Origin of the sequence: Pseudomonas sp. ICMP 561 (genome assembly GCF_002699985.1) — a bacterium.
In the GTDB taxonomy this organism is placed as follows: domain Bacteria; phylum Pseudomonadota; class Gammaproteobacteria; order Pseudomonadales; family Pseudomonadaceae; genus Aquipseudomonas; species Aquipseudomonas quasicaspiana.
Window position 1 is genome coordinate 245,912 of record NZ_LKBT01000056.1, and the last position, 23,737, is coordinate 269,648.

The 23,737-nt window shown below is 57.0% G+C and carries 24 protein-coding genes; 20 read left to right on the plus strand and 4 right to left on the minus strand.

Annotated features, from left to right (window positions below):
- The first annotated feature begins 81 nt into the window (after positions 1-81).
- The 6 genes from asd to AO242_RS25000 all read left to right on the plus strand — a co-directional run bounded on the left by asd (position 82) and on the right by AO242_RS25000 (position 6,633).
- On the plus strand, positions 82-1,194 hold the full coding sequence (gene asd / locus AO242_RS24975; protein WP_027900872.1) for an aspartate-semialdehyde dehydrogenase: 1,113 nt from the start codon (positions 82-84) through the stop codon (positions 1,192-1,194).
- 271 nt (positions 1,195-1,465) lie between these two features.
- Positions 1,466-2,458: a 2-dehydro-3-deoxygalactonokinase gene (locus tag AO242_RS24980; protein ID WP_099270798.1), complete on the plus strand. Its 993-nt coding sequence runs from the start codon at positions 1,466-1,468 to the stop codon at positions 2,456-2,458.
- 1 nt (position 2,459) lies between these two features.
- Complete coding sequence (locus AO242_RS24985) at positions 2,460-3,089, plus strand: 2-dehydro-3-deoxy-6-phosphogalactonate aldolase (protein WP_099270799.1); 630 nt, start codon at positions 2,460-2,462, stop codon at positions 3,087-3,089.
- A gap of 48 nt (positions 3,090-3,137) precedes the next feature.
- Complete coding sequence (dgoD, locus tag AO242_RS24990; protein ID WP_027900875.1) at positions 3,138-4,286, plus strand: galactonate dehydratase; 1,149 nt, start codon at positions 3,138-3,140, stop codon at positions 4,284-4,286.
- Between the two features lie 150 nt (positions 4,287-4,436).
- On the plus strand, positions 4,437-5,747 hold the full coding sequence (locus AO242_RS24995; protein ID WP_099270800.1) for an MFS transporter: 1,311 nt from the start codon (positions 4,437-4,439) through the stop codon (positions 5,745-5,747).
- Positions 5,748-5,823: 76 nt separating this feature from the next.
- The gene (locus AO242_RS25000) at positions 5,824-6,633 is read left to right on the plus strand and encodes an IclR family transcriptional regulator (RefSeq protein WP_099270801.1); all 810 of its coding nucleotides are present in this window, start codon (positions 5,824-5,826) and stop codon (positions 6,631-6,633) included.
- Between the two features lie 114 nt (positions 6,634-6,747).
- Here the strand turns inward: AO242_RS25000 and AO242_RS25005 are convergent, their stop codons facing one another.
- Positions 6,748-7,800, minus strand: coding sequence for an NAD(P)-dependent alcohol dehydrogenase (locus tag AO242_RS25005; RefSeq protein WP_095097008.1), 1,053 nt, complete (start codon positions 7,798-7,800; stop codon positions 6,748-6,750).
- Positions 7,801-7,978: 178 nt separating this feature from the next.
- Here AO242_RS25005 and AO242_RS25010 point away from each other — a divergent pair, with 178 nt between their 5' ends.
- Positions 7,979-8,884, plus strand: a complete 906-nt coding sequence (locus tag AO242_RS25010) for an AraC family transcriptional regulator (protein ID WP_027900879.1) — start codon at positions 7,979-7,981, stop codon at positions 8,882-8,884.
- 212 nt (positions 8,885-9,096) lie between these two features.
- Here the strand turns inward: AO242_RS25010 and AO242_RS25020 are convergent, their stop codons facing one another.
- Positions 9,097-10,752 (minus strand): electron transfer flavoprotein-ubiquinone oxidoreductase, encoded by a 1,656-nt coding sequence (locus tag AO242_RS25020; RefSeq protein ID WP_099270803.1) that lies wholly within the window; start codon positions 10,750-10,752, stop codon positions 9,097-9,099.
- A 21-nt stretch (positions 10,753-10,773) separates the two neighbouring features.
- Entirely contained in the window at positions 10,774-11,112 is a 339-nt protein-coding gene (locus tag AO242_RS25025) for a hypothetical protein (protein ID WP_099270804.1), read from the minus strand.
- A 154-nt stretch (positions 11,113-11,266) separates the two neighbouring features.
- On the opposite strand from AO242_RS25025, the gene AO242_RS25030 reads away from it, so the two are divergent.
- The 9 genes from AO242_RS25030 (at position 11,267) to AO242_RS25070 (ending at position 18,547) form a co-directional block, all read left to right on the plus strand.
- Positions 11,267-12,016 (plus strand): electron transfer flavoprotein subunit beta/FixA family protein, encoded by a 750-nt coding sequence (locus AO242_RS25030; RefSeq protein WP_087274155.1) that lies wholly within the window; start codon positions 11,267-11,269, stop codon positions 12,014-12,016.
- Between the two features lie 2 nt (positions 12,017-12,018).
- Positions 12,019-12,948 (plus strand): electron transfer flavoprotein subunit alpha/FixB family protein, encoded by a 930-nt coding sequence (locus AO242_RS25035; protein ID WP_099270805.1) that lies wholly within the window; start codon positions 12,019-12,021, stop codon positions 12,946-12,948.
- A 156-nt stretch (positions 12,949-13,104) separates the two neighbouring features.
- Entirely contained in the window at positions 13,105-13,929 is an 825-nt protein-coding gene (locus AO242_RS25040; RefSeq protein ID WP_099270806.1) for a substrate-binding periplasmic protein, read from the plus strand.
- A 75-nt stretch (positions 13,930-14,004) separates the two neighbouring features.
- Positions 14,005-14,331: a DUF4398 domain-containing protein gene (locus tag AO242_RS25045; protein ID WP_049827005.1), complete on the plus strand. Its 327-nt coding sequence runs from the start codon at positions 14,005-14,007 to the stop codon at positions 14,329-14,331.
- Positions 14,328-15,143, plus strand: coding sequence for an OmpA family protein (locus AO242_RS25050; protein ID WP_099270807.1), 816 nt, complete (start codon positions 14,328-14,330; stop codon positions 15,141-15,143). The genes AO242_RS25045 and AO242_RS25050 overlap by 4 nt, the downstream gene beginning before the upstream one ends.
- A gap of 215 nt (positions 15,144-15,358) precedes the next feature.
- On the plus strand, positions 15,359-16,798 hold the full coding sequence (locus tag AO242_RS25055) for an aminotransferase-like domain-containing protein (RefSeq protein ID WP_099270808.1): 1,440 nt from the start codon (positions 15,359-15,361) through the stop codon (positions 16,796-16,798).
- A gap of 117 nt (positions 16,799-16,915) precedes the next feature.
- Positions 16,916-17,533, plus strand: coding sequence for a translation initiation factor 2 (locus AO242_RS25060; RefSeq protein ID WP_099270809.1), 618 nt, complete (start codon positions 16,916-16,918; stop codon positions 17,531-17,533).
- 85 nt (positions 17,534-17,618) lie between these two features.
- Positions 17,619-17,876 carry a YkgJ family cysteine cluster protein gene (locus tag AO242_RS25065; RefSeq protein WP_099270810.1) on the plus strand — a complete coding sequence of 86 codons (258 nt, stop codon included), beginning with the start codon at positions 17,619-17,621 and terminating at the stop codon, positions 17,874-17,876.
- Between the two features lie 65 nt (positions 17,877-17,941).
- A complete protein-coding gene (locus AO242_RS25070; RefSeq protein WP_099270811.1) occupies positions 17,942-18,547 on the plus strand; it encodes an START domain-containing protein in 606 nt (201 codons plus the stop codon).
- A gap of 277 nt (positions 18,548-18,824) precedes the next feature.
- Here the strand turns inward: AO242_RS25070 and gltA are convergent, their stop codons facing one another.
- Positions 18,825-20,114 carry a citrate synthase gene (gene gltA / locus AO242_RS25075; RefSeq protein ID WP_027900891.1) on the minus strand — a complete coding sequence of 430 codons (1,290 nt, stop codon included), beginning with the start codon at positions 20,112-20,114 and terminating at the stop codon, positions 18,825-18,827.
- A 362-nt stretch (positions 20,115-20,476) separates the two neighbouring features.
- On the opposite strand from gltA, the gene sdhC reads away from it, so the two are divergent.
- Genes sdhC through AO242_RS25095 form a run of 4 tightly spaced genes read left to right on the plus strand, consistent with a single transcriptional unit; the run spans position 20,477 to position 23,705 of the window.
- Positions 20,477-20,851: a succinate dehydrogenase, cytochrome b556 subunit gene (gene sdhC / locus AO242_RS25080; RefSeq protein WP_080238188.1), complete on the plus strand. Its 375-nt coding sequence runs from the start codon at positions 20,477-20,479 to the stop codon at positions 20,849-20,851.
- Complete coding sequence (sdhD, locus tag AO242_RS25085; RefSeq protein ID WP_027900893.1) at positions 20,845-21,213, plus strand: succinate dehydrogenase, hydrophobic membrane anchor protein; 369 nt, start codon at positions 20,845-20,847, stop codon at positions 21,211-21,213. The genes sdhC and sdhD overlap by 7 nt, the downstream gene beginning before the upstream one ends.
- Positions 21,214-21,216: 3 nt before the next feature.
- Positions 21,217-22,989, plus strand: coding sequence for a succinate dehydrogenase flavoprotein subunit (gene sdhA / locus AO242_RS25090; RefSeq protein WP_027900894.1), 1,773 nt, complete (start codon positions 21,217-21,219; stop codon positions 22,987-22,989).
- 11 nt (positions 22,990-23,000) lie between these two features.
- A complete protein-coding gene (locus tag AO242_RS25095; protein ID WP_027900895.1) occupies positions 23,001-23,705 on the plus strand; it encodes a succinate dehydrogenase iron-sulfur subunit in 705 nt (234 codons plus the stop codon).
- The last annotated feature ends 32 nt before the right edge of the window (positions 23,706-23,737 follow it).

The following is a 23,737-nucleotide window of genomic DNA, read 5'->3' on the forward strand; positions in this document are numbered from 1 at the left end:
AACGCAGTATTGTCGAGCGCAGTAGTTTTTACTTTGGCCGGCGAGTGTGGCGGCCCACTTTTTGTAAAGGGTGTAGTTGCGATGAAACGTGTAGGTCTGATCGGTTGGCGTGGAATGGTCGGTTCCGTGCTCATGCAGCGGATGCTGGAAGAGCAGGATTTTGATCTGATCGAGCCGGTGTTTTTCACCACCTCCAACGTAGGCGGCCAAGGCCCCTCCGTCGGCAAGGACGTGGCTCCGCTCAAAGATGCTTACAGCATTGACGAGCTGAAAACCCTCGACGTGATTCTGACCTGCCAGGGCGGCGACTACACCAATGAGGTGTTTCCGAAGCTGCGCGAAGCCGGTTGGCAGGGTTACTGGATCGACGCCGCTTCCAGCCTGCGTATGCAGGATGATGCGGTCATCGTTCTGGATCCGGTTAACCGCAAGGTCATCGACCAGCAGCTCGATGCCGGTACCAAAAACTACATTGGCGGTAACTGCACGGTCAGCTTGATGCTGATGGGCCTGGGCGGTCTGTTCGAAGCCGGCCTGGTGGAGTGGATGAATGCCATGACCTATCAGGCAGCTTCTGGTGCGGGCGCGCAGAACATGCGTGAGCTGATCAAGCAGATGGGCGCGACTCACGCGGCTGTTGCTGACGACCTGGCCAATCCTGCCAGCGCGATTCTGGACATCGACCGCAAGGTCGCTGAAGCCATGCGCAGCGATGCCTACCCGACCGAAAACTTCGGTGTGCCATTGGCCGGCAGCCTGATCCCTTGGATCGACAAAGAACTGCCGAATGGTCAGAGCCGTGAAGAGTGGAAAGGCCAGGCCGAGACCAACAAGATTCTCGGTCGCTTCAAGAGCCCGATTCCTGTCGATGGTATCTGCGTGCGGATCGGCTCGATGCGTTGCCACAGCCAGGCATTGACCATCAAGCTCAATAAGGACGTGCCAATCGCCGACATCGAAGGTTTGATCAGCCAGCACAACCCTTGGGTGAAGCTGGTGCCAAACCATCGCGAAGCGAGCATTCAGGAGCTGAGCCCGACTTCCGTGACTGGCACCATGAGCATTCCGGTGGGCCGCCTGCGCAAGCTGAACATGGGCTCGCAGTATCTGGGCGCGTTCACTGTTGGCGATCAGTTGCTGTGGGGCGCGGCCGAGCCGTTGCGTCGCATGCTGCGGATCCTGCTGGAGCGTTGATCGCCCGGTTGTAGCTGACATGAAAAACCGCCTTTCGGGGCGGTTTTTTTGTGGACGCTTAAAAATAACGCGGTCCTGTTGGAGCCGAGCTTGCTCGCGAAGGGCGATTCCCCGGTCATATTTGTAGACCGCAGCGCTTGATTCGCGGGCAAGCCTCGCTCCAACAAAAATTTCCCAATATGTGGGATTAACATTTACATATTGAGATATTTCCCGTTTCAGGTTTATAGTCCTCCTCGCACTCACTGCTCAAAAAATAATAGGTGAAGCGATGCAAGCGCATTTGATCGCGCTCGATTGGGGAACAACCTCTCTTCGTGCTTATCGACTCGGCGATCATGGCCGGGTTCTGGAACAGCGTTCTCTGAGCGCAGGCATCATGCAATTGCCGAGTACGCCGCGAATGATCGCCGGTGAACTCTGCAGCGACGGTTTTGAACTGGCGTTTGACGAGGCGTGTGGCGACTGGCTCGATGCCGAACCCAACCTGCCGGTCATTGCCTGTGGCATGGTCGGCAGCGCCCAAGGCTGGCGTGAAGCGGTCTATCGGGAAACCCCGGCCAGCGTCTCCGGTCTCAGCTCTGCCTTGCAAACCGTACGCAGCCTGCGTGGTGTCGATGTCCACATCATTCCTGGCGTACTCCAGCGTTCGGTCCTGCCCAATGTCATGCGGGGTGAAGAAACTCAGGTGCTGGGTGTCTTGGCCGGTTTATCCGCCACCGAAGCCCTCAAACCCCTGTTGATCGGGTTGCCCGGTAGTCACTCCAAATGGGTTCAGGCGGCCGACGGCTGCATCCTGCATTTCGATACTTTCATGACCGGCGAAGTCTTTGCTGCGCTGAGCAACCACACGATTCTCGGCCGCACCATGCAGCGCAGTGAGGTCTTTGATCAGGCAGCGTTTGATCTGGGGGTCGCGGTGGCGTTGTCGGCTGACGGCGCAGCGGGGCCGCTATCAACGATTTTCAGTTGCCGCACCCTGGGCCTGACCGGCCAACTCAGTGCTGATGCCCAACCTGATTACTTGTCCGGTCTGTTGATCGGGCATGAGCTGGCAACCCTCGCCACTCTGCAGCGTGCCCATCATTCCGAATTGCCTCCCGTCATTCTTCTGGGTGGCGAGCAATTGTGTCTGCGTTACGGGCGAGCCCTGCACGCCTGCGGTTTTCTTCACGTGACGGTGGCAGAACAGGCCACTGAGCGCGGTCTATGGCAAGTGGCACTCAAAGCCGGCTTGCTCGCCAACATTCCATTAGAGGTCTGACATGCTCAAGCAAGCACTGCTCGAAAACGGTTTGATCGCCATTCTGCGTGGTCTGCGTCCGGCAGAAGCGCCCGCCATTGGTGATGTGTTGTATGAGGCGGGTTTCCGGGTCATTGAAGTGCCCCTTAATTCGCCGCAGCCCTATGACAGCATTCGTCTGTTGCGCCAGAGTCTGCCTGCCGATTGCCTGATCGGTGCAGGCACCGTGATGACTCCTGAACAGGTCGACCTGGTCAAGGAGGCGGGCGGGCAGGTCATCGTCATGCCGCACAGTGATGCCAAGGTGTTGCGCGCCGCCAAAGAGGCGGGGTTGTTTCTGTCACCTGGAGTGGCGACACCGACAGAAGCCTTCGCTGCGTTGGCCGAAGGTGCTGATGTGCTGAAGCTTTTTCCGGCTGAGCAAATGAGTCCTGCCGTGGTGAAAGCCTGGCTTGCGGTGTTGCCTATAGGGACAGCACTGGTTCCGGTGGGGGGTATTACCCCGGACAACATGAAGGTCTTTCTGGAGGCAGGCGTCAAAGGTTTCGGTCTCGGCTCGGGTTTGTTCAAACCGGGCATGAGCGCAGCCGAAGTGGGCGAGCGCGCTCATGCCTATGTCGCGGCCTGGAAGCAATTGACCGAACGTTTTTGAGTCAACCAGAGCGCTTCAGGCGCCACTTCAAATAAGAGAATCGCACACATGAAAATTACCAAACTTACGACTTTTATCGTTCCGCCACGCTGGTGCTTCCTCAAGGTCGAAACCGACCAAGGCATTACGGGTTGGGGCGAACCGGTGGTTGAAGGCCGTGCTCACACGGTTGCAGCGGCTGTCGAAGAGTTGTCTGACTACCTGATCGGCAAAGACCCGCGCAATATCGAAGACATCTGGACCGTGCTCTATCGTGGCGGTTTTTATCGCGGCGGCGCGGTGCACATGAGCGCACTGGCCGGTATCGATCAGGCGTTGTGGGATATCAAGGGCAAGCATCTGGGGGTATCGGTCAGCGATTTGCTCGGCGGCCAGGTGCGCGACAAGATCCGTGTTTACTCGTGGATCGGCGGCGACCGCCCGGCTGATACCGCCCGTGCGGCCAAAGAAGCGGTGGAGCGGGGCTTCACTGCGGTGAAGATGAACGGCACCGAAGAGTTGCAGTTCCTCGATACCTTCGACAAGGTCGACCTCGCGCTGGCCAACGTTGCCGCAGTGCGTGACGCAGTCGGGCCAAACGTGGGCATCGGCGTCGATTTCCATGGCCGGGTGCACAAACCCATGGCCAAGGTACTGATGAAAGAACTGGACCCGTACAAACTGATGTTCATCGAAGAGCCAGTGCTCAGCGAGAACTACGAGGCGTTGAAAGAGCTGGCGCCCTTGACCAGTACGCCGATTGCCCTGGGCGAAAGGCTGTTCTCGCGCTGGGATTTCAAGCGCGTGTTGAGCGAAGGCTACGTCGACATTATCCAGCCTGATGCGTCCCATGCCGGTGGTATCACTGAGACTCGCAAGATCGCCAACATGGCTGAAGCCTACGACGTCGCCCTTGCGTTACATTGCCCGCTCGGTCCGATAGCCCTGGCTGCGTGCCTGCAACTGGATGCGGTCTGCTACAACGCCTTCATTCAAGAGCAGAGCCTGGGTATTCACTACAACGAGAGTAATGACCTGCTGGATTACATCAAGAATCCCGAGGTGTTCGATTACGACAAAGGCATGGTGAAAATTCCCAACGGACCCGGCCTGGGCATCGAGATCAACGAAGAGTACGTCAAGGAGCGCGCGGCTATCGGCCATCGCTGGCGCAACCCGATCTGGCGCCATGCCGATGGCAGCTTTGCGGAGTGGTGATTTCTCAGGCTGACGCCTGACCCTTGTAGGAGCTGCCGAAGGCTGCGAAAGCGATCTGCCTGAATCACCGCGATTCGCAGCCTTTGGCAGCTCCTACAGGGGGTCACCAGTTCATAGCGACCTCAATAAAGACAAAAAGAGGCACCTCACATGCAAACCCGCACTCTCGAAGGGGCGGCGTCTTTAGTCACGCCTACCCGCAAGCGTTATTTCATCATGGTCCTGTTGTTCATCACCGTCGTGATCAACTATCTGGACCGCAGCAACCTGTCCATCGCCGCGCCTGCGCTGACCAGCGAACTGGGTATCGATCCGGTGCATGTCGGATTGATTTTCTCGGCATTCGGCTGGACTTACGCGGCCATGCAATTACCCGGTGGCTGGCTCGTCGACCGTGTACCGCCACGAATCCTGTACACCGTCGCATTGGCGCTGTGGTCCATCGCGACCATCATGCTCGGCTTCGCTGCCAGCTTCATCGCGCTGTTCGTTTTGCGCATGGCAGTGGGCGCCCTGGAAGCACCGGCGTATCCCATCAACAGTCGTGTCGTCACCACCTGGTTTCCCGAGCGTGAGCGGGCCACGGCCATTGGCTTCTATACCTCAGGGCAGTTTGTCGGTCTGGCATTTCTGACACCGGTGCTGGCCTGGCTGCAAGCGCACTACGGCTGGCACATGGTGTTCGTCAGCACTGGTGCGGTGGGCGTGCTCTGGGCGGTTATCTGGTACATGGTGTATCGCGAGCCTCGTGATTTCAAAGGCGTCAACGAGGCAGAAATCGAGTTGATTCGCGAAGGCGGCGGGCTGGTGGATATCCAGGCTGACACGGCCAAAGAAAAACGTCCGTTCAGTTGGGCGGATCTGGGCATCGTGCTCACCAAACGCAAGCTTTGGGGGATCTACCTCGGTCAGTTCTGCCTGAACTCGACGCTGTGGTTCTTTCTGACCTGGTTCCCGACCTATCTCGTGAAATACCGCGGCATGGATTTCATCAAGTCCGGCCTGTTGGCGTCGCTGCCATTTCTCGCGGCATTCATCGGTGTGCTGTGTTCGGGATTTTTCTCTGACTGGCTGATCCGTCGCGGTCATACCGTAGGTTTTGCGCGCAAATTGCCGATCATTGCCGGTCTACTGATTTCCACCTCGATCATTGGCGCCAACTTCGTTGATTCGACGCCGTTGGTCATCGCATTTCTGGCGCTGGCGTTCTTCGGCAATGGTCTGGCGTCCATCACCTGGTCGCTGGTATCGACCCTGGCCCCGGCGCGTCTGCTGGGCCTGACGGGCGGGACCTTCAACTTCATCGGCAACCTGTCGGCCATTGCCACGCCTATCGTGATTGGCTTCTTGGTGTCCGGCGATTCCTTTGCGCCTGCTATTACCTACATCTCAGTGCTGGCGCTGCTGGGGGCGCTGTCCTACATCCTGCTGGTGGGCAAGGTCGAGCGTATCGAGCTTTAACCGCGGATATCGGAAGTAGCATGGAGATGAGCTGGCGGCGATAATGCCGCCAGTTTTTTGAGGGGATAAGCCTGATATGTCGCAAGCGCTCGACGACACAGCAAGCAGCACTTCCAAAGATTCGGCGCCGACGGGTACGCAGACCCTGTTGCGCGGGCTGGGCGTGGTTCAGGCCGTCGCCGACGGTGCACGGGACCTCAAGGAAATTGCCCGGCGCATTGGCACCACGCGCAGCACTACGCACCGGTTGGTCAGTTGCCTGGTGGAGGAGCGTTATCTGCGGGTATTGCCTCAGGTCGGCTACCTGCTGGGGCCCAAGTTGATCGAGCTGGGCTTTCAGGCGCGGGAAGAGGTGCCTTTGGCGATATTGGCCCGGCCTTATCTGGATGAGCTTTCACAGTTGACCGGCGACACTGTCCACCTCGCGATTCGTGACGGCGACGAGGTGCTTTATCTGCACAAGAATCCTGGGCGTAACGGTCCGGAAATGCGTTCACGAGTTGGCCATCGTATGCCGCTGGCGCGTACCGGGATCGGCAAGGCGCTGCTGCTGGACAGCGTGGAAAGCGAGTGGCTGCGGCTGTACCAGGTCAGTTTGCCGGAAGTGGCGCGCAACCCGTTGTGGCCCGCTCATGAGGAGCAGTCCTGGGAGCAGGTGCGTCAGCGTATGCATGAGTACGTGGAAGGCGGTTACGCGTTTGATCTTGAGGATAACGAGCCGTCGATCCGCTGCGTGGCAGCGCCGATTCGTGATGCGGGCAAGCACATTGTTGCCGGCATCAGCATCGCCAGTACCGTGCCTTACATGCCGTTGGAGAAAATGGCCGAGCTGGTGCCGTTGATCAAGGAGACGGCGGCCAGGTTGTCGGCGGAGTTGGGAGGTTGAACACCAGCCTCTGTAGGAGTGAGCTTGCTCGCGATGCGATATGACAGTCGACAAATAACTGACTGGTCTGACGCTATCGCGAGCAAGCTCACTCCTACAGTATTTCTGCGGTTGTTACGCTTTCAGCGTCGCCATATCAATCACAAAGCGATACTTCACATCGCCTTTTACGACGCGCTCGAACGCTTCGTTGATGTTACGGATGTCGAGCATTTCGATATCGCAGGTGATGTCGTGTTCGGCGCAGAAATCCAGCACTTCCTGGGTTTCGGCCATGCCACCAATCATCGAGCCAGCCAGTACCTTGCGGGACATGACCAGGTTCACTGCGTTCACCGGCGGATCTACAGGCTCGATCAGACCGACCAGAATATGCACGCCATCGAAGCGCAGGGTCTGCAGGTAGGGGTTGAGATCGTGCTGCACGGGGATGGTGTCCAGCAGGAAGTTGAATGTCCCTGCGACCGCTTGCATCTGGGCTTCGTCGGTTGAGATAACCACGTGATCAGCACCCTGACGACGACCTTCTTCTGCCTTGCTGGCGGAGCGAGTGAACAGGGTGACTTCAGCGCCCATCGCCTTGGCGAATTTGATGCCCATGTGGCCCAGACCGCCCATGCCCAATACACCAACCTTGTCACCAGCTTTCACACCGTAGTGCTTGAGCGGCGAGTAGGTGGTAATACCTGCGCACAGAATCGGTGCTGCACTGGCGAGGTTCAGTTTTTCAGGGATGCTCACCACGAAACGTTCGCTGACCACGATGCTGTCGGAGTAGCCGCCCATGGTCAGGCTGCCGTCAATGCGGTCCTGTCCGGCATAGGTTGGGGTCATGCCGTTCTGGCAGTAGTTTTCCAGATCCGCTTTACAGGCGTCGCACGTACGGCAGGAGTCAACCATGCAGCCAACACCCACGAGATCGCCGACTTTGTACTTGCTGACATCAGCACCGACCGCCGTGACTTTGCCGACGATTTCGTGGCCGGGCATCAGTGGGTAAGCAGCGAAGCCCCACTCGTCGCGGGCCTGGTGGATGTCGGAGTGGCAGACGCCGCAGAACATGATTTCGATGGCCACATCATCCGGGCGCGGGCTGCGGCGTTCGAAGGACATGGGGGCGAGGGGCGCGGTCGATGATTGAGCGGCATAACCGATAGCTGTGTACATGGTGAACCTCGCAAGGCAATCAATAATTGAGGCTGACCAGTTTGCGGGAAGGCAGGGTTCAGGGCCATGACCATTCCTCCGCGACTCATGCCTGATCCTCCGGAGGTTTTGGGTTTGATGTTGCTACATGTGGCATTTCTGCGATCATGCAGCTGTCTAATCCTCCGCCCGGTGCCCCATGTCGTTGCCTCATCAAACCGATGCCAATGCCACCCTTGTTTCTCTTATCAAGCCACTGGCGACGCGTCCAGGTTTCGTGCCGACGTTGCTGCCCGAAGTCAACGTAGTGTCGCTCTCTACCTATGTTGCAAGCAGCCCGCAGATCTACGAGCCGAGCCTGATGATCATCGCCCAGGGCGGCAAGCTGGCGAGCCTGGGTACACGAACCTTCGATTATGGTGCCGGGCATTATCTGGTTCAGGCGCTTTCGGTGCCGTTCATGTGCGAAACCTTTGCCACGCCTGAGGCGCCGTTGTTTGGCGTTTCTGTGGCGATTGACCGGGTGATGCTGGGTGAGCTGGTGCAGGCCATGGGGCCAATGCCGGATCAGATTGTGGAAGCGCAGACTCCGGAGTCCATGACTTCGGTGTTGCTGGATGCGCCGATGCGGGAAAGTGTCGAGCGATTGTTGCGCTGCCTGCACGATCCGCTGGATTGTCAGGTACTGGGTCCGTCGCGGTTGCGCGAGGTGTTGTATGCCGCGTTGCGCGGTCCTCAAGCCGGGGTGTTACGTGCGTTGGTCGCCCAGCAGAGCCATTTCTCGCGTGTTGCAGCATCGCTGGCGTATCTGCATAGCCATTACGCCGAGCCGTTGAATGTGGAAACCCTGGCACGGCAGGCCAACATGAGTGCTTCAACTTTCCATGAGCATTTCAAACGCAGCACCTTGCTGTCGCCGGTGCAGTATCTGAAACGTCTGCGTCTGCTCAAGGCCCAACAAATGCTGATTGCCGAAGGGATGGGAGTGGCGCAGGTTGCGCATTGCGTCGGGTATCAAAGCACGTCGCAGTTCAGTCGTGAGTACAAACGCTACTTTGACCGGAACCCGGGCGAAGAGGGGCTGCAGCTGCGAATCCCTGCTTGATCCAAAACCTGAGCTGCCCCGGTGAGCATGGCACCCTCTTGCGGCAAACTTTGATTCTGTTGGAGCGAGGCTTGCCCGCGAAGCAGGCGACTCGGTAAGGCAGAAGCACCGCGTTATCGTTCTTCGCGGGCAAGCCTCGCTCCAACAGAGAATCCGTCAATTGACGTTGTTATATGTAGCTTAACGCGAGACACAGCGCCACCGCAGGGGCGCTACATATTCGGGTAGGTCGGGCCGCCGCTGCCTTCCGGTGTCACCCACGTGATGTTCTGCGAAGGGTCCTTGATGTCACAGGTCTTGCAGTGCACGCAGTTCTGGGCATTGATCTGGAAGCGCTTCTCGCCGTCTTCCTGTGTCACCACTTCATAGACGCCAGCCGGGCAGTAACGTTGAGCGGGCTCGTCATACAGCGGCAGGTTTTTGCCAATCGGGATGCTTGGGTCGGTCAGCTTCAGGTGGCACGGCTGTTCTTCTTCGTGGTTAGTACCGGAGATGAATACCGAGCTGAGCTTGTCAAAGCTGAGTTTGCCGTCGGGTTTCGGGTAGTCGATCTTCGCCGAGTCTGCTGCAAGCTTCATGCAGGCATAATCCGGCTTGGTGTCGTGCAGCGTGAACGGCAGCTTGCCACCGAAGATGTTCTGATCAACAAAGTTGAACGCGCCGCCCATGATTGCGCCGTACTTGTGCAGGGCCGGGCCGAAGTTGCGGCTGGCGAACAGCTCTTCGTGCAGCCAGCTGTTTTTGAAGGCTGAGACATAAGTGTTCAGCTCATCACCGCCTTCCTTGCCCGCCAACAACGCCTCTGCTACCGATTCAGCGGCCAGCATGCCGGACTTCATGGCTGTGTGGCTGCCTTTGATCTTGGCAAAGTTCAGTGTGCCCAGATCGCAACCGATCAGTGCGCCGCCCGGGAAGACCATCTTCGGCAGCGAATTGAGACCGCCTTTGCAGATGGCTCGTGCGCCGTAGCTGATGCGCTTGCCGCCTTCAAGGTACTGCGCGACCACCGGGTGGTGCTTATAGCGCTGGAATTCGTCAAACGGCGAGAGGTAAGGGTTGCTGTACGACAGGTCGACGATCAGGCCCACGACCACCTGATTATTTTCCAGGTGATAAAGGAAAGAACCGCCCATGTTTTCGTCGTCCAGCGGCCAGCCAGCGGTATGCACCACCAGACCTTGTTCATGTTTGGCCGGGTCGACTTCCCAGATTTCTTTCAGGCCGATGCCGTAGTGCTGGGCGTCAGCGTCGGTATCAAGGTTGAAGCGTTTGATCAGTTGCTTGCCGATGTGACCACGGCAGCCTTCGGCGAACAGCGTGTATTTGCCGCGCAATTCCATGCCGGGGGTGTACAGACCGTCTTTTGGCTGACCCTCGCGGTCGACACCCAGATCACCGGTGATGATGCCGCGTACTACGCCGCTTTCATCGATCAGCGCTTCCTGGGCAGCAAAGCCCGGGTAGATTTCAACGCCCAGGTTCTCGGCCTGCTGGGCGAGCCAGCGGCACAGATTGCCCAGAGAGATAATATAGTTGCCCTCGTTGTGCATGGTCTTGGGCACAAAGAGGTCCGGGACTTTCACTGATTTTTCGGCACTGCGCAGGACGTAGATGTCGTCACGCTTGACTGGAGTGTTCAGCGGCGCGCCGAGGTCTTTCCAGTCCGGGAACAATTCGTTTAGCGCGCGGGGTTCGAACACTGCGCCAGAGAGGATGTGTGCGCCAACTTCGGAGCCTTTTTCCACCACGCAGACGCTGATTTCCTGACCGGCTTCAGCAGCCTTTTGTTTTAGACGGCACGCGGCAGAAAGCCCGGCGGGGCCGGCACCGACGATGACGACGTCGAATTCCATAAATTCGCGTTCCACAGGCTATCTCCTACTCAAGGCTCACAGTATTTTTTTATATGCAGCGGTGCGGGGCATCAGTAACCCACATCTTTTAATGCTGCGCAGTATATCTACACCACCCGGCAGGGCCAATACAAACGTTTGTTTGAAATGGCCGCAGGCCAGATAAAACGCAGACGCGCGGCTCATGACTGGCGGTTTTGTCGTATTGACCGCATAACGGCTTGCGGTCAAGATACGGACGGTTTTGCGCTCGCCGTAGGCTGAACATCGCCTGAACTGCACCTCTGAGGCGTCACGAGCGCGTTGCAGACAATCCAGGTCACGATTATTGCGGGTGCAAAGTTTACACGCCTGCATTGCCCAGATGTGCGGCATCTGGCGTTTATCCCTGTTTAGGTGGCTTGTTTATTGAGGTCACCGTTCGTTCTGTACGAATACGGCTGTTTCCAGAGGTTGCTTCACGGGTACATATGCATCGCCGGGTCTGCACCGGGCGACTTTCTTTTCACCGGAGAGAAACGAGGAATCCATGAAGGTTCTAGTAGCTGTCAAACGAGTGGTCGACTATAACGTCAAGGTTCGCGTCAAGGCGGACAACTCCGGCGTCGATCTCGCTAACGTCAAGATGTCGATGAATCCCTTCTGCGAAATCGCTGTGGAAGAAGCCGTACGCCTGAAAGAGAAGGGCGTTGCGACTGAAATCGTCGTCGTTTCCATTGGTCCGACCAACGCTCAGGAGCAACTGCGTACCGCGCTGGCTCTGGGTGCCGACCGTGCCATTCTCGTTGAGTCCGCCGATGAGCTGAACTCTCTGGCTGTTGCCAAGCTGCTCAACGCCGTCGTTGCCAAGGAACAGCCACAACTGGTCATCCTCGGCAAGCAGGCGATCGACAGCGACAACAATCAGACTGGTCAGATGCTGGCCGCTTTGAGCGGTTTTGCTCAGGGCACTTTCGCGTCGAAAGTTGAAGTCAGCGGCGACAAGGTTGCCGTGACCCGCGAAATCGACGGTGGCCTGCAGACCGTTTCGTTGAGCCTACCAGCCGTGGTGACCACTGACCTGCGTCTGAATGAGCCGCGCTACGCGTCGCTGCCCAACATCATGAAAGCCAAGAAGAAGCCGCTTGAGGTGCTGACCCCGGATGCTCTGGGTGTTTCCACTGCATCGACCACCAAGACCATCAAGGTTGAAGCGCCTGCTGCACGCAGCGCAGGTATCAAGGTCAAGTCGGTGGCTGAACTGGTCGAGAAACTGAAAAACGAAGCTAAGGTGATCTGACCATGACTATCCTGGTAATCGCTGAACACGACAACGCGACACTGGCTCCTGCCACTCTTAATACTGTAGCGGCTGCTGCCAAAATCGGTGGTGACATTCACGTACTGGTTGCCGGTGCAGGCGCTTCGGCCGTTGCCGATGCTGCTGGCAAATTAGCCGGTGTGGCCAAAGTGCTGGTGGCCGATAACGCCGCCTACGCCCATCAGTTGCCGGAAAACATCGCTCCACTGGTTGTTGAGTTGGCCGGTAGCTACAGCCACATTCTGGCCGCTGCTACTTCCAACGGCAAAAACATCCTGCCACGCGTTGCTGCGCTGCTGGACGTCGACCAGATCTCCGAGATCATTTCGGTTGAGTCGGCGGACACCTTCAAGCGTCCGATCTACGCCGGTAACGCCATCGCTACAGTGCAGTCGTCGGCTTCGATCAAAGTGATCACCGTGCGCGCTACCGGTTTCGATCCGGTTGCTGCTGAAGGCGGCTCGGCTGCGGTTGAAGCGGTTTCTGCCGCTCACGACGCAGGTAAATCGAGCTTTGTCGGCGAAGAGCTGGCTCAGTCTGATCGTCCGGAACTGACCGCTGCCAAGATCGTCGTTTCTGGTGGTCGTGGCATGCAGAATGGCGACAACTTCAAGCACTTGTACACGCTGGCTGACAAGCTGGGCGCCGCTGTGGGTGCTTCCCGTGCTGCAGTGGACGCAGGCTTTGTGCCGAACGATATGCAGGTCGGTCAGACCGGCAAGATCGTAGCGCCTCAGCTTTACATCGCGGTGGGTATCTCCGGCGCGATCCAGCATCTGGCGGGCATGAAAGACTCGAAAGTCATTGTTGCGATCAACAAGGACGAAGAGGCGCCCATCTTCCAGGTCGCCGATTATGGTCTCGTAGCCGATCTGTTCGAAGCCATTCCTGAGCTGGAGAAGCTGGTCTAATCCAGATGCTTCGCTTATAAGTGCTTCTATAAAGCCCCGTTCGTTTCGGCCGGTGAGCATCGCAGTTACTGCGAGTTCATAGGGTCCGGGCGAACGGGTTTTTTATTGGCTGTATTAAAGCCCTGAAAAAAGTCTTGAAGCAAAAAAGGTTTTCCCATGGTTCAGTCAAACAGGCTGCTTGCTGCGCTTGTCATCGGTTTGCTTGCAGGGCCCGGCGTGGCAATGGCGGCGGGTAAGTGTGAACGTCTGATCGTGACCGGCAGTCCCGATGCGCCGCCTTACCTGTGGCGTGATCCTCAAGACCCCAAACACTTGATGGGCGCCAGTGCTGATCTGTTCAAGCAGGTGGCGCAGGAGCTCGGGATCAAGGTCGAAGTGCTGTACGCCGGGAAACGCAGTCAGGCGCTTGAAGAAGTGCGTAGCGGTCGCATGGACATGTTGGTGGACGCGCCACTGAGTCAGGCCGAACTGGAAGCGCTGGACTACATCCATCCGCCGCTGATCCAGAATGAAATCATGGTCTGGACGCGTCATGATCAAGCGCTGCCACTGGATACGCTGGCTGATCTGCATGGGCACACAGGTGCGGCATCCGAACGAATCCGGATGACCCAGGTGTTCGATGCGGCCGTCAAGGCGCAGCTGACCCTTGAGCGCCTCCCTAATCTGACTGAGGCCTTTCAAAAATTGATGCTGGGGCAGGTGGACTACGTTCTCGCCAGTCGCTATCCAGGGATGGCGATGGTGCAGACGTTGGGCCTGACCAAGGATCTGGTGGCGCGTCCACAACCGGTTGACCAGCCGGGTCTGTATCTCGCCTTGTCATTCAACTCGGCCTGCAACGATCCCTGGCTTCGCGGACAACTGGCGAAAAAGATGACAGAATCGGCCGCCTCAGGCCTGTCGGGCGAAGCAATCAAACGCAATCTGGAAACCTGGAAGGCTCAATTACTGCAACCGGCCAGCGCCCCAAACAAGTAGGAATGTTTTTTTGTGATTTCTTTCGTGACCTGTCTAGCGACTTCCTTTGTAAAAAGACGCCCCTTATTGGCCGCCATGGCACTCGTTACCCTGGCTGGCTGCGCCAATGATCCGGCCCCCATCGAGCAGATGAAACTGACCGAAAAAGCCGTGGCCCAGGCCAAGGCCGTCGGTGCTGTCGACGATGAGCCAGAGATGCAAATGGCGGAATCGAAATTGGCCCAGGCCCGATCCGACATGACCAACGAGTCCTACAAGGCTGCACGCATGCAGGCCGAGCAGGCTGAACTGGATGCGCGTCTGGCGGAAGCACGGGTTCTGACTGAAAAGAGCGAGGCGCAGGTCACCCAACTGAATACCCGCCTCAATCGTCTGCGCAAGCAGTTGGGGGAGGGCCAATGAACCTTGTTCCCCGTGTATTGAGCGTTTGCCTGCTGCTGGGCTCGGCCGGACTTTACGGCTGCGCAGGTCACCAGGGCAGCGAGCAGGCTTTGCAACAGGCCAATGCTGACTTTCAGAAGGTCAAGGAAGACAGCGATGTTCTGCGCAGTGCCCCGAAGGACGTAGTGCGGGCGGGTGAATTGCTGGGCAAGGCAGAGCGCCTGTCGAGTTATCTGGGCAGCGGCAGTGATGTTGCCCATTACGCCTATCTCAGCAGCCGATACAGTGAAATTGCCCGTGAGCACGCCAATTTGCTGCTCAATACCGAGCGTCTGGAAAAGCAGGAGATGGAGCGCCAGCGTCTTCAATTGGCGCTGCGTGAAGCCAAGCTGGCCAGTGCGCAGCAGCACGGCCAGTGGCTGGAAGACCAGATTGTCAGCCTTGCTACCACACAGACCGAGCGTGGTCTGGTCATGACATTAGGGGACGTATTGTTCGACACCGGTCATGCTGAACTCAAAAGCTCGGCTAACCGGACGGTGCTCAAGGTCGTGCAATTTTTGCAGCTCAACCCCAAACGCGTCGTTCGTATTGAGGGCTACACCGACAACGTTGGCGACAAGCAGGAAAACCTGCGCTTGTCTCAGGAGCGTGCGCAATCGGTGGCTGACGTGCTGACAGATCTGGGTATTGATGAGAAACGCATCCATGTTCAGGGCTACGGTGATGAATATCCTGTGGAAGCCAACGCATCTGAACGGGGGCGCGCGAAAAACCGCCGGGTCGAGATCGTTTTTTCTGATTCGAAAGGGCTGCTCGGTCCCAATCGCTGAGAAAATTTGAAAAAAATCGACGCCTGATTTCGGGTGTCGATTTTTTTTGGCCTGAAAACCTGATGATTTGGCGCTTTTGCCTGATAGTTTTTTTAATCAGCGCGCGCCGGGGCTAGCCCTGCGGGAAACTGTCCCAGTACACTTCACAACTGTTCTGGTGACAAATCGACTATCTTCCTACAAAAGCAAGTCGCCAGCGGTACCGAGGCTGCGTCATGACCAACCTTCTGCTCTACCAAAAAATCGCTCAGCAACTGGCTGAAGACATTCGTCGTGGCGTTTATCAGCCCGGCGAGCGTGTGCCGTCAGTGCGCAAGATGAGTTCGCAGTTGAATGTGAGTCATGCGACCGTCTTGCAGGCCTATGCGAATCTGGAGGATCAGGGGTTGATTCGCGCCCGGCCACAGTCTGGCTATTACGTGCACCAGACTCCGGCATTGACCGCGCCGACACCCGATATCGCCCGTGTCGAAAGGCCGGGATTGGTGACGCGCAGCAGCATCATTCAGCAGGTCTTGATGGAGTCGCGCCGGGAGGGGGTCTTCCCTTTGGGCGCTGCAGTGCCTCACGTCGATTATCTGCCGGTGCGGGCCCTGCATCAGCAGATAGCAAAGGTGACTCGTTTTCAAAGTCCGCGAGCCTTCAGCTACATGTTCAGCCCGGGTTTCGAACCACTGCGTCGTCAGGTTGCCATTCGTATGCGTGATGCAGGCGTAGTGGTTGATCCGGCTGATGTGGTGATCACCCATGGCTGTGTGGATGCATTGCAGATGGCCTTAAGGGTGGTAACGCGGCCTGGTGATCTGATCGCAGCGGAATCGCCAAGTTATTACGGGCTTCTGCAGCTGGCCGATCTTCTGGGGCTCAAGGTTATTGAGATTCCCAGTGACCCCCAAACGGGGATTAGTCTTGAAGCGCTGCAACTGGCCGCCAATCAGTGGTCGATCAAGGCATTGGTACTGACTTCGCGCCTGAGTAATCCTTTGGGCAGTACCATGCCCGAAGAGCGTCAGAAGCACTTGCTGCGGCTGGTCTCGGACTTCGATATTCAAGTAGTTGAAGACGATATTTATGGCGAGTTGATGTTTGAGCAAGGGCGAGCCAAGGCGTTGAAGGCTTTTGATCGTCTGGGGCGCGTTATCTATTGTTCCAGCTTCTCCAAAACCCTATCCCCCGGCGTGCGTATCGGCTGGATGATTGCGGGCAAATATCAGGCTGAAATTCAGCGCTTGCAGATATTCAGTACTCATTCGGCGTGTAGCGTCACGCAAATGGGCGTTGCCGCTTATCTGGAAAATGGCGGCTATGACCGGCATTTGCGTTTCATTCGCGTGGAATACCGGAAGAACCTAAGCGCTTTTCAGCTCGCGGTGCAGCAGTACTTCCCCGAGGGCACGCAGATGAGCCGACCGCTGGGCGGATTTATCCTGTGGGTCAGCTTGCCAGGGCGAGTCAACACTCAGGAATTGCACATCCGGGCGCTTGAGCAAGGGATCAGCATTGCGCCGGGCCTTATCTTCAGCAATACAGAACAGTTCAACCATTGCATTCGATTGAACTGTGGCATTCCGTGGAATCGTGAAGCAGAAAGAGCGCTCATGACGCTCGGAATGCTGGCCAAACAGTTATGCCAGGAAACGGTTGAGCTCTACTGAGGTCAGCTATGTAGGTCCTGCAGACATAGTGTTGTCGTCTGTGGGTTGAATCTCCGTCTTGTTATTGGACGTGCAACAGGCCAGCATGTTGTTTTCTGCCTTTGCCATTTCTGCCCTATGAATGTTTTTCGTTGCGTTGCATTGTCGGTTGTCGTTCTTCTGAGTGCCTGTGATGCTCAGAAGGACGCTGCACCCAAGCCCAAGGTGGCGGCCGAGGCTCAGGCGCCAGCGAAACCCGCTGTCAGCCCGCCAGTTGTTGAGGCCCCAAAGTCAGCCTCCGAGCCCGTCAAATCACAGTTGCATGAGTTGGCGCCGAATGTGCCGGTGGTTCCGGTTGCGACCAGCGGTGATGCTGCGCCTGCCAGTAAGCAGAACAAGACTGAAGTAGCCAAAGCGCCTGCTGCAAAGACTGCGAAGGAAAAAAAGAGCGATGCGGCGAAACGCAAGTCGGTGGCAGAAAGTAAGAAAACACTCAAGGACACCAGTCTCAATAACGCAAAGCTTGATTTGAGTCTGCCTCCTGAGCTGGCTGAAGAGCTGCAACCTGCCGGAACGGCCAAAGCCAAGCCACGCAAGCCCATATTGCCGCCGATGTTCGGCGATAAGCGTGCGTCTGGTAATGATCCTTTCGAGCTCAATGGGCGCATCTTGAGTAATGAAATGGATTTGCAAATGCGTAACGACAATCGTCGGGATGTGGAAGGTGCTGCTCTGGATTTCAAATTCAGGCAGTAGCACCTTGCAGTAGCACCGGGCATTTCAAACGCGCGTTTCAGCGGTTACTATCCTCACTTCAATTTTACCTGTCAGGGTGCTGGTCATGGACTGCCGCTCAGGCTGTGGTGCTTGCTGCATCGCGCCTTCTATCACATCTCCCATTCCAGGCATGCCGGACGGCAAGCCTGCAGGCGAACGCTGCCTGCATCTGTCGCTCGACATGCTGTGCGCTATCTTTGGTCAGCCGGACCGCCCTGCGGTGTGTAGCCAGTTCAAGGCGGGGCAGGATGTCTGTGGCGTTGATCAGGCTGATGCCATCCGTCTGATTACCTGGTGGGAGGAAGCCACAGCAGTTGCTTGAGTTGATTGATCTGTGCCGTAAAACAGAATTGATTCGCTGGAACTTCAACAATAAGGAATACAACAATGAGTTCGCTGCATCGAATGGCTGTTGTCTGTGGGTTGACTGTTCTCGTGGCCGCTGGTGCTCAGGCTGATGACTGGAAAGTTGCGAAGGACGAGGCCGGTATCAAGGTTTCGCTGAGCGAAGTGCCTGGTTCTCAGTACAAGGCTTATCGCGGTGAGACGGTCATCAACGCGAGCGTCGCGAAGTTGCGCAGTCTGCAGGAAGATGTTGCAGGTGCCTGCGCCTGGATTCACGAATGCAAGTCGCAGAAGGTACTCAAGCATGAGGGTAATCAGGCCTGGACATACACTCAGATCAATACACCCTGGCCGGTGACGCCTCGTGATTCTGTATTGCTGGTGACGACGGAAGGGGGCGCTGACGGCAGTCTGACCCGTAAACTTCAGGAAGTACCCACCTACATTCCCGAAGAAAAAGGCTTTGTACGGGTGTCGCAAGTCGACGGCTTCTGGAAGTTCGTGCCGCAAGGACCGAACAAGACGCAGGTGACCTATCAGGTGCACACCGAGCCGGGCGGCAGCGTGCCTTCATGGCTGGCCAACAAGTTCGTGGTGGAGGCGCCGTTCAATACGTTGAAGGCGTTGCGGGAAAGGGCTGAGAAGTAGGCTTCCCTCCCTTTTTTGTAGGGGTGCACGAGCATCAAAAAACATAAATTACTGAATTGAAATGCTTTTTCCCTGTAGGAGCGCGCTTGCCCGCGATCGCGTTAGTACAGGCAATATATTCATCGACAGACAGACTGAATCGCGGGCAAGCGCGCTCCTACAGGTCTCCGTTTTCTACGTGACAGCGTGGTGTCAAGGACACCGGGTCAACTCCTGCTGGGACGGCGGAACAAAAAAGGGCTGCCATTGGCAGCCCTTTTCAGTTGCAGCATGAAGCTTACTTGCGATCTTCCAGTGGCACGATATCGCGAGACACGTAGCCGGTGTACAGCTGGCGTGGACGGCCAATCTTGTACGGGCTGGAGAGCATTTCCTTCCAGTGGGAGATCCAGCCGACAGTCCGCGCCAGAGCGAAGATTACGGTGAACATACTGGTCGGAATGCCAATTGCCTTGAGGATGATGCCCGAATAGAAGTCGACGTTCGGGTATAGCGAGCGCTCGATGAAGTAAGGATCGGTCAGGGCGATCTCTTCCAGGCGCATGGCGAGCTCAAGTTGCGGATCATTGGTAATGCCCAGCTCCTTGAGAACTTCGTCGCAGGTCTGCTTCATCACGGTCGCGCGCGGGTCACGGTTCTTGTAAACCCGGTGACCGAAGCCCATCAGCTTGAACGGATCGTTCTTGTCCTTGGCCTTGGCGATGAACTTGTCGATGTTCGACACATCACCAATTTCATCGAGCATGGACAACACGGCTTCGTTTGCGCCACCATGTGCCGGGCCCCAGAGCGCGGCAATGCCGGCTGCTATGCAAGCGAACGGGTTGGCGCCCGAAGAGCCCGCCATACGTACTGTGGACGTCGAGGCGTTCTGTTCGTGGTCGGCGTGCAGGATGAAAATCTTGTCCATGGCCTTGGCCAGCACCGGGCTGATCGGTTTGATCTCGCACGGTGTGTTGAACATCATGTGCAGGAAGTTCTCGGCGTAGCTCAGGTCGTTGCGTGGGTACATCATGGGTTGGCCCATGGAGTACTTGTAAACCATTGCTGCCAGCGTCGGCATCTTGGCGACCAGACGGATGGCCGAGATTTCACGGTGCTGTGGATTATTGATGTCCAGAGAGTCGTGATAGAACGCCGAGAGGGCACCCACCACACCACACATCACCGCCATCGGGTGAGCGTCGCGGCGGAAGCCGTTGAAAAAGGTCTTGAGCTGTTCGTGAACCATGGTGTGGTTTTTCACGACAACAACGAACTGGGCTTTCTGCTCGGCGGTTGGCAGCTCGCCGTTCAGTAGCAGATAGCACGTTTCCAGGTAGTCCGATTGCTCGGCCAGTTGTTCGATCGGATAGCCGCGGTGCAGCAGGATCCCGTTGTCACCATCAATGTAGGTGATCTTCGACTCGCAAGAGGCGGTCGACATGAAGCCTGGGTCGAATGTGAAGCGGCCGGTGGCTGTGAGACCACGTACGTCGATCACGTCGGGGCCTACGGTGCCGGTGAGAATGGGCAGCTCGACGGGGGCTGCGCCCTCGATGATCAACTGCGCTTTATTATCAGCCATGTGGCCTCCTGTTTATGCTTCAAATCATCAGACGGCCCCCCACGCAGGGCCCGCACCACTATAGTTAGATAAAATCTAAAGTCAATTTGCCTAAAGTCGTGTTCCAGAAGGCTTTCAGGCTTGATTTACCCTGCGACATTCTGTCACTTACGCTTTTTATCCGGCCAGCGCAATCACCTATTTGAGGGCCCTCTCTGCGTTGTCATTAGTAACCTAACTGTCTATACTCGGCGTCCGACCGCCAGGGGCTTTAGGGCCTGTATACCGGAGGTCGTCACTCCCTGGGTGGTGGGTACCTGACCAGTGCACTTCCCAATAATTTGCCCTGATAGTTAGGGGCTCTTCAAGTGTGAAATAAAGCCGTGAAAAGCCAACGACCTGTAAACCTAGACCTAAGGACCATCAAACTCCCAGTCACTGCTTACACGTCCATTCTTCACCGTGTCTCCGGAGTCATTCTCTTTGTCGGCCTCGTCATCATGCTGTATGCATTGGACAAGTCGCTGAGTTCCGAAGAAGGTTTCGGTGAAGTTAAAGCGTATCTGACCAGTCCGCTGGCCAAGCTTGTGATCTGGGCTCTGCTGTCCGCCCTGCTTTATCACCTGGTAGCGGGCATCCGCCACCTGATCATGGATGCGGGCATTGGCGAGACGCTGGAAGGCGGCAAGCTGGGCTCCAAAATCGTTATCGCCGTATCCGTGGTGGTAATCGTTCTGGCGGGAGTATGGATATGGTAACCAACGTCACTAACCTGTCGCGTTCGGGCCTCTATGACTGGATGGCGCAGCGCGTATCTGCGGTCGTGCTCGCGGCTTATTTCATATTCCTGATCGGATATCTGGTCGCGCATCCGGGCATCGATTATGCCCAGTGGCACGGTCTGTTCTCCCACACTGCAATGCGCATCTTCAGCCTGTTGGCCCTGGTTGCTCTGGGCGCTCACGCCTGGGTCGGCATGTGGACCATCGCAACTGACTACCTGACGCCGATGGCGCTGGGCAAGTCGGCGACGGTTGTGCGTTTCCTTTTCCAGGCAGTCTGCGGCGTTGCGATGTTCGCTTACTTCGTCTGGGGTGTGCAGATTCTTTGGGGTATCTGATCCATGGCTAACATAAATACACTTTCATTCGACGCCATCATTATTGGTGGCGGCGGTGCAGGCATGCGTGCTGCCTTGCAGCTGGCTCAGGGCGGCCACAAGACCGCCGTAGTCACCAAGGTTTTCCCGACTCGTTCGCATACTGTTTCTGCTCAGGGTGGCATCACCTGCGCAATCGCCTCTGCCGATCCAAACGATGACTGGCGCTGGCACATGTACGATACCGTCAAGGGTTCCGACTACATCGGTGACCAGGACGCTATCGAATACATGTGTCAGGAAGGCCCGGCTGCAGTTTATGAGCTGGACCACATGGGCATGCCGTTCTCGCGCACCGAGCAGGGCCGTATCTACCAGCGTCCGTTTGGTGGTCAGTCCAAGGATTTCGGCAAGGGCGGTCAGGCTGCGCGTACGTGCGCGGCGTCCGACCGTACAGGTCACGCCCTGCTGCACACCCTCTATCAGGGCAACCTGAAAGCAGGCACCACCTTCCTGAACGAGTATTACGCAGTTGATCTGGTGAAGAACCAGGACGGCGCGTTCGTGGGTGTGATTGCGATCTGCATCGAAACCGGCGAAACCATGTACATCCGCGCCAAGGCGACTGTATTGGCGACCGGCGGCGCTGGCCGTATCTATTCCTCTACCACCAATGCCCTCATCAATACCGGTGACGGCGTCGGCATGGCACTGCGTGCCGGTGTTCCTGTTCAGGACATCGAAATGTGGCAGTTCCACCCAACCGGCATTGCCGGCGCAGGTGTACTGGTCACAGAAGGTTGCCGCGGTGAAGGCGGATACCTGATCAACAAGCACGGTGAGCGTTTCATGGAGCGCTATGCTCCGAATGCGAAAGACCTTGCTGGTCGTGACGTTGTTGCGCGTTCCATGGTCAAGGAAATCATCGCGGGTAATGGCTGTGGTCCTGATGGCGATCACGTGATGTTGAAGCTTGATCACCTGGGCGAAGAAGTGCTGCACAGCCGTCTGCCAGGCATCTGTGAGCTGTCGAAGACATTTGCGCACGTGGATCCGGTCGTTGCTCCTGTACCTGTTGTGCCTACCTGCCACTACATGATGGGTGGTGTTGCCACCAACATTCATGGTCAGGCCATGACCCAGGATGCTGACGGCAACGATCAGATCCTTCCCGGGTTGTTCGCTGTAGGTGAAGTAGCATGCGTATCTGTGCACGGTGCCAACCGTCTGGGTGGTAACTCGCTGCTCGACCTCGTGGTATTTGGTCGTGCTGCCGGCCTGCACCTGGAGAAAGTGCTGACTGAAGGCATTGAATATGCTGACGCAAGCGAAACCGATATCGATGCCGCGCTGAGCCGTCTCAATGGCCTCAACGAGCGTACCGAAGGCGAAGACGTCGCTACTCTGCGTCGCGAGCTGCAAAGCTGCATGCAGAACTACTTCGGCGTGTTCCGTACCGGCGAATACATGCAGAAAGGTATCGCTCAGCTGGCTGATCTGCGCGTTCGTATTGGCAATGTCAAGATCAACGACAAGTCCCAGGGCTTCAACACGGCGCGTATCGAAGCGCTCGAGTTGCAGAACCTGCTGGAAGTTGCTGAAGCTACTGCAGTTGCTGCAGAAGTGCGTAAAGAGTCCCGCGGTGCTCATGCTCGCGAAGACTATGAAGATCGTGACGATGAAAACTGGCTGTGCCACACCCTGTACTTCCCTGGCGAGAAGCGGGTTGCCAAACGTGCAGTCAACTTTGCGCCGAAGACAGTACCGGCGTTTGAACCGAAAATTCGGACTTACTAAAGGTGGCCGCTATGTTGAAAGTCGAAGTTTATCGCTACAACCCCGACAGCGACTCTGCGCCTAAAACCCAGGTGTTCGACGTTGATACCGGTGGTAAAGACTTGATGGTGCTGGATGTATTGGCCCTGATCAAGGAACAGGACGAAGGGTTCTCTTACCGTCGTTCGTGCCGTGAAGGTGTTTGCGGCTCCGACGGTATGAATATCAACGGCAAGAACGGCCTGGCGTGCATCACGCCGCTGTCCGCCGTGGTCAAGGGCAACAAGCTGGTGGTGCGTCCACTGCCTGGTTTGCCTGTGATACGTGACCTGGTTGTTGATATGAGCATCTTCTACAAGCAGTACGAGAAGGTTAAGCCATATCTGTTGAACGATACCCCGGCTCCGGCCATCGAACGTCTTCAGACTCCTGAAGAGCGTGAGAAGCTGGATGGTCTGTACGAGTGCATTCTGTGCGCTTGCTGCTCGACTTCCTGCCCGTCCTTCTGGTGGAACCCTGACAAGTTCCTCGGTCCAGCTGCACTGCTGCAAGCCTATCGTTTCCTGGCTGACAGCCGTGACAACAAGACCGCCGAGCGCCTGGCTTCGCTGGATGACCCGTTCAGCGTATTCCGCTGCCGCGGGATCATGAACTGCGTCAACGTTTGTCCGAAGGGCCTTAACCCAACCAAGGCTATCGGTCACGTACGCAACATGCTTCTGCAAAACGGCGTCTGATTTGACTGTTACATCGTAATGCCGTAATACCC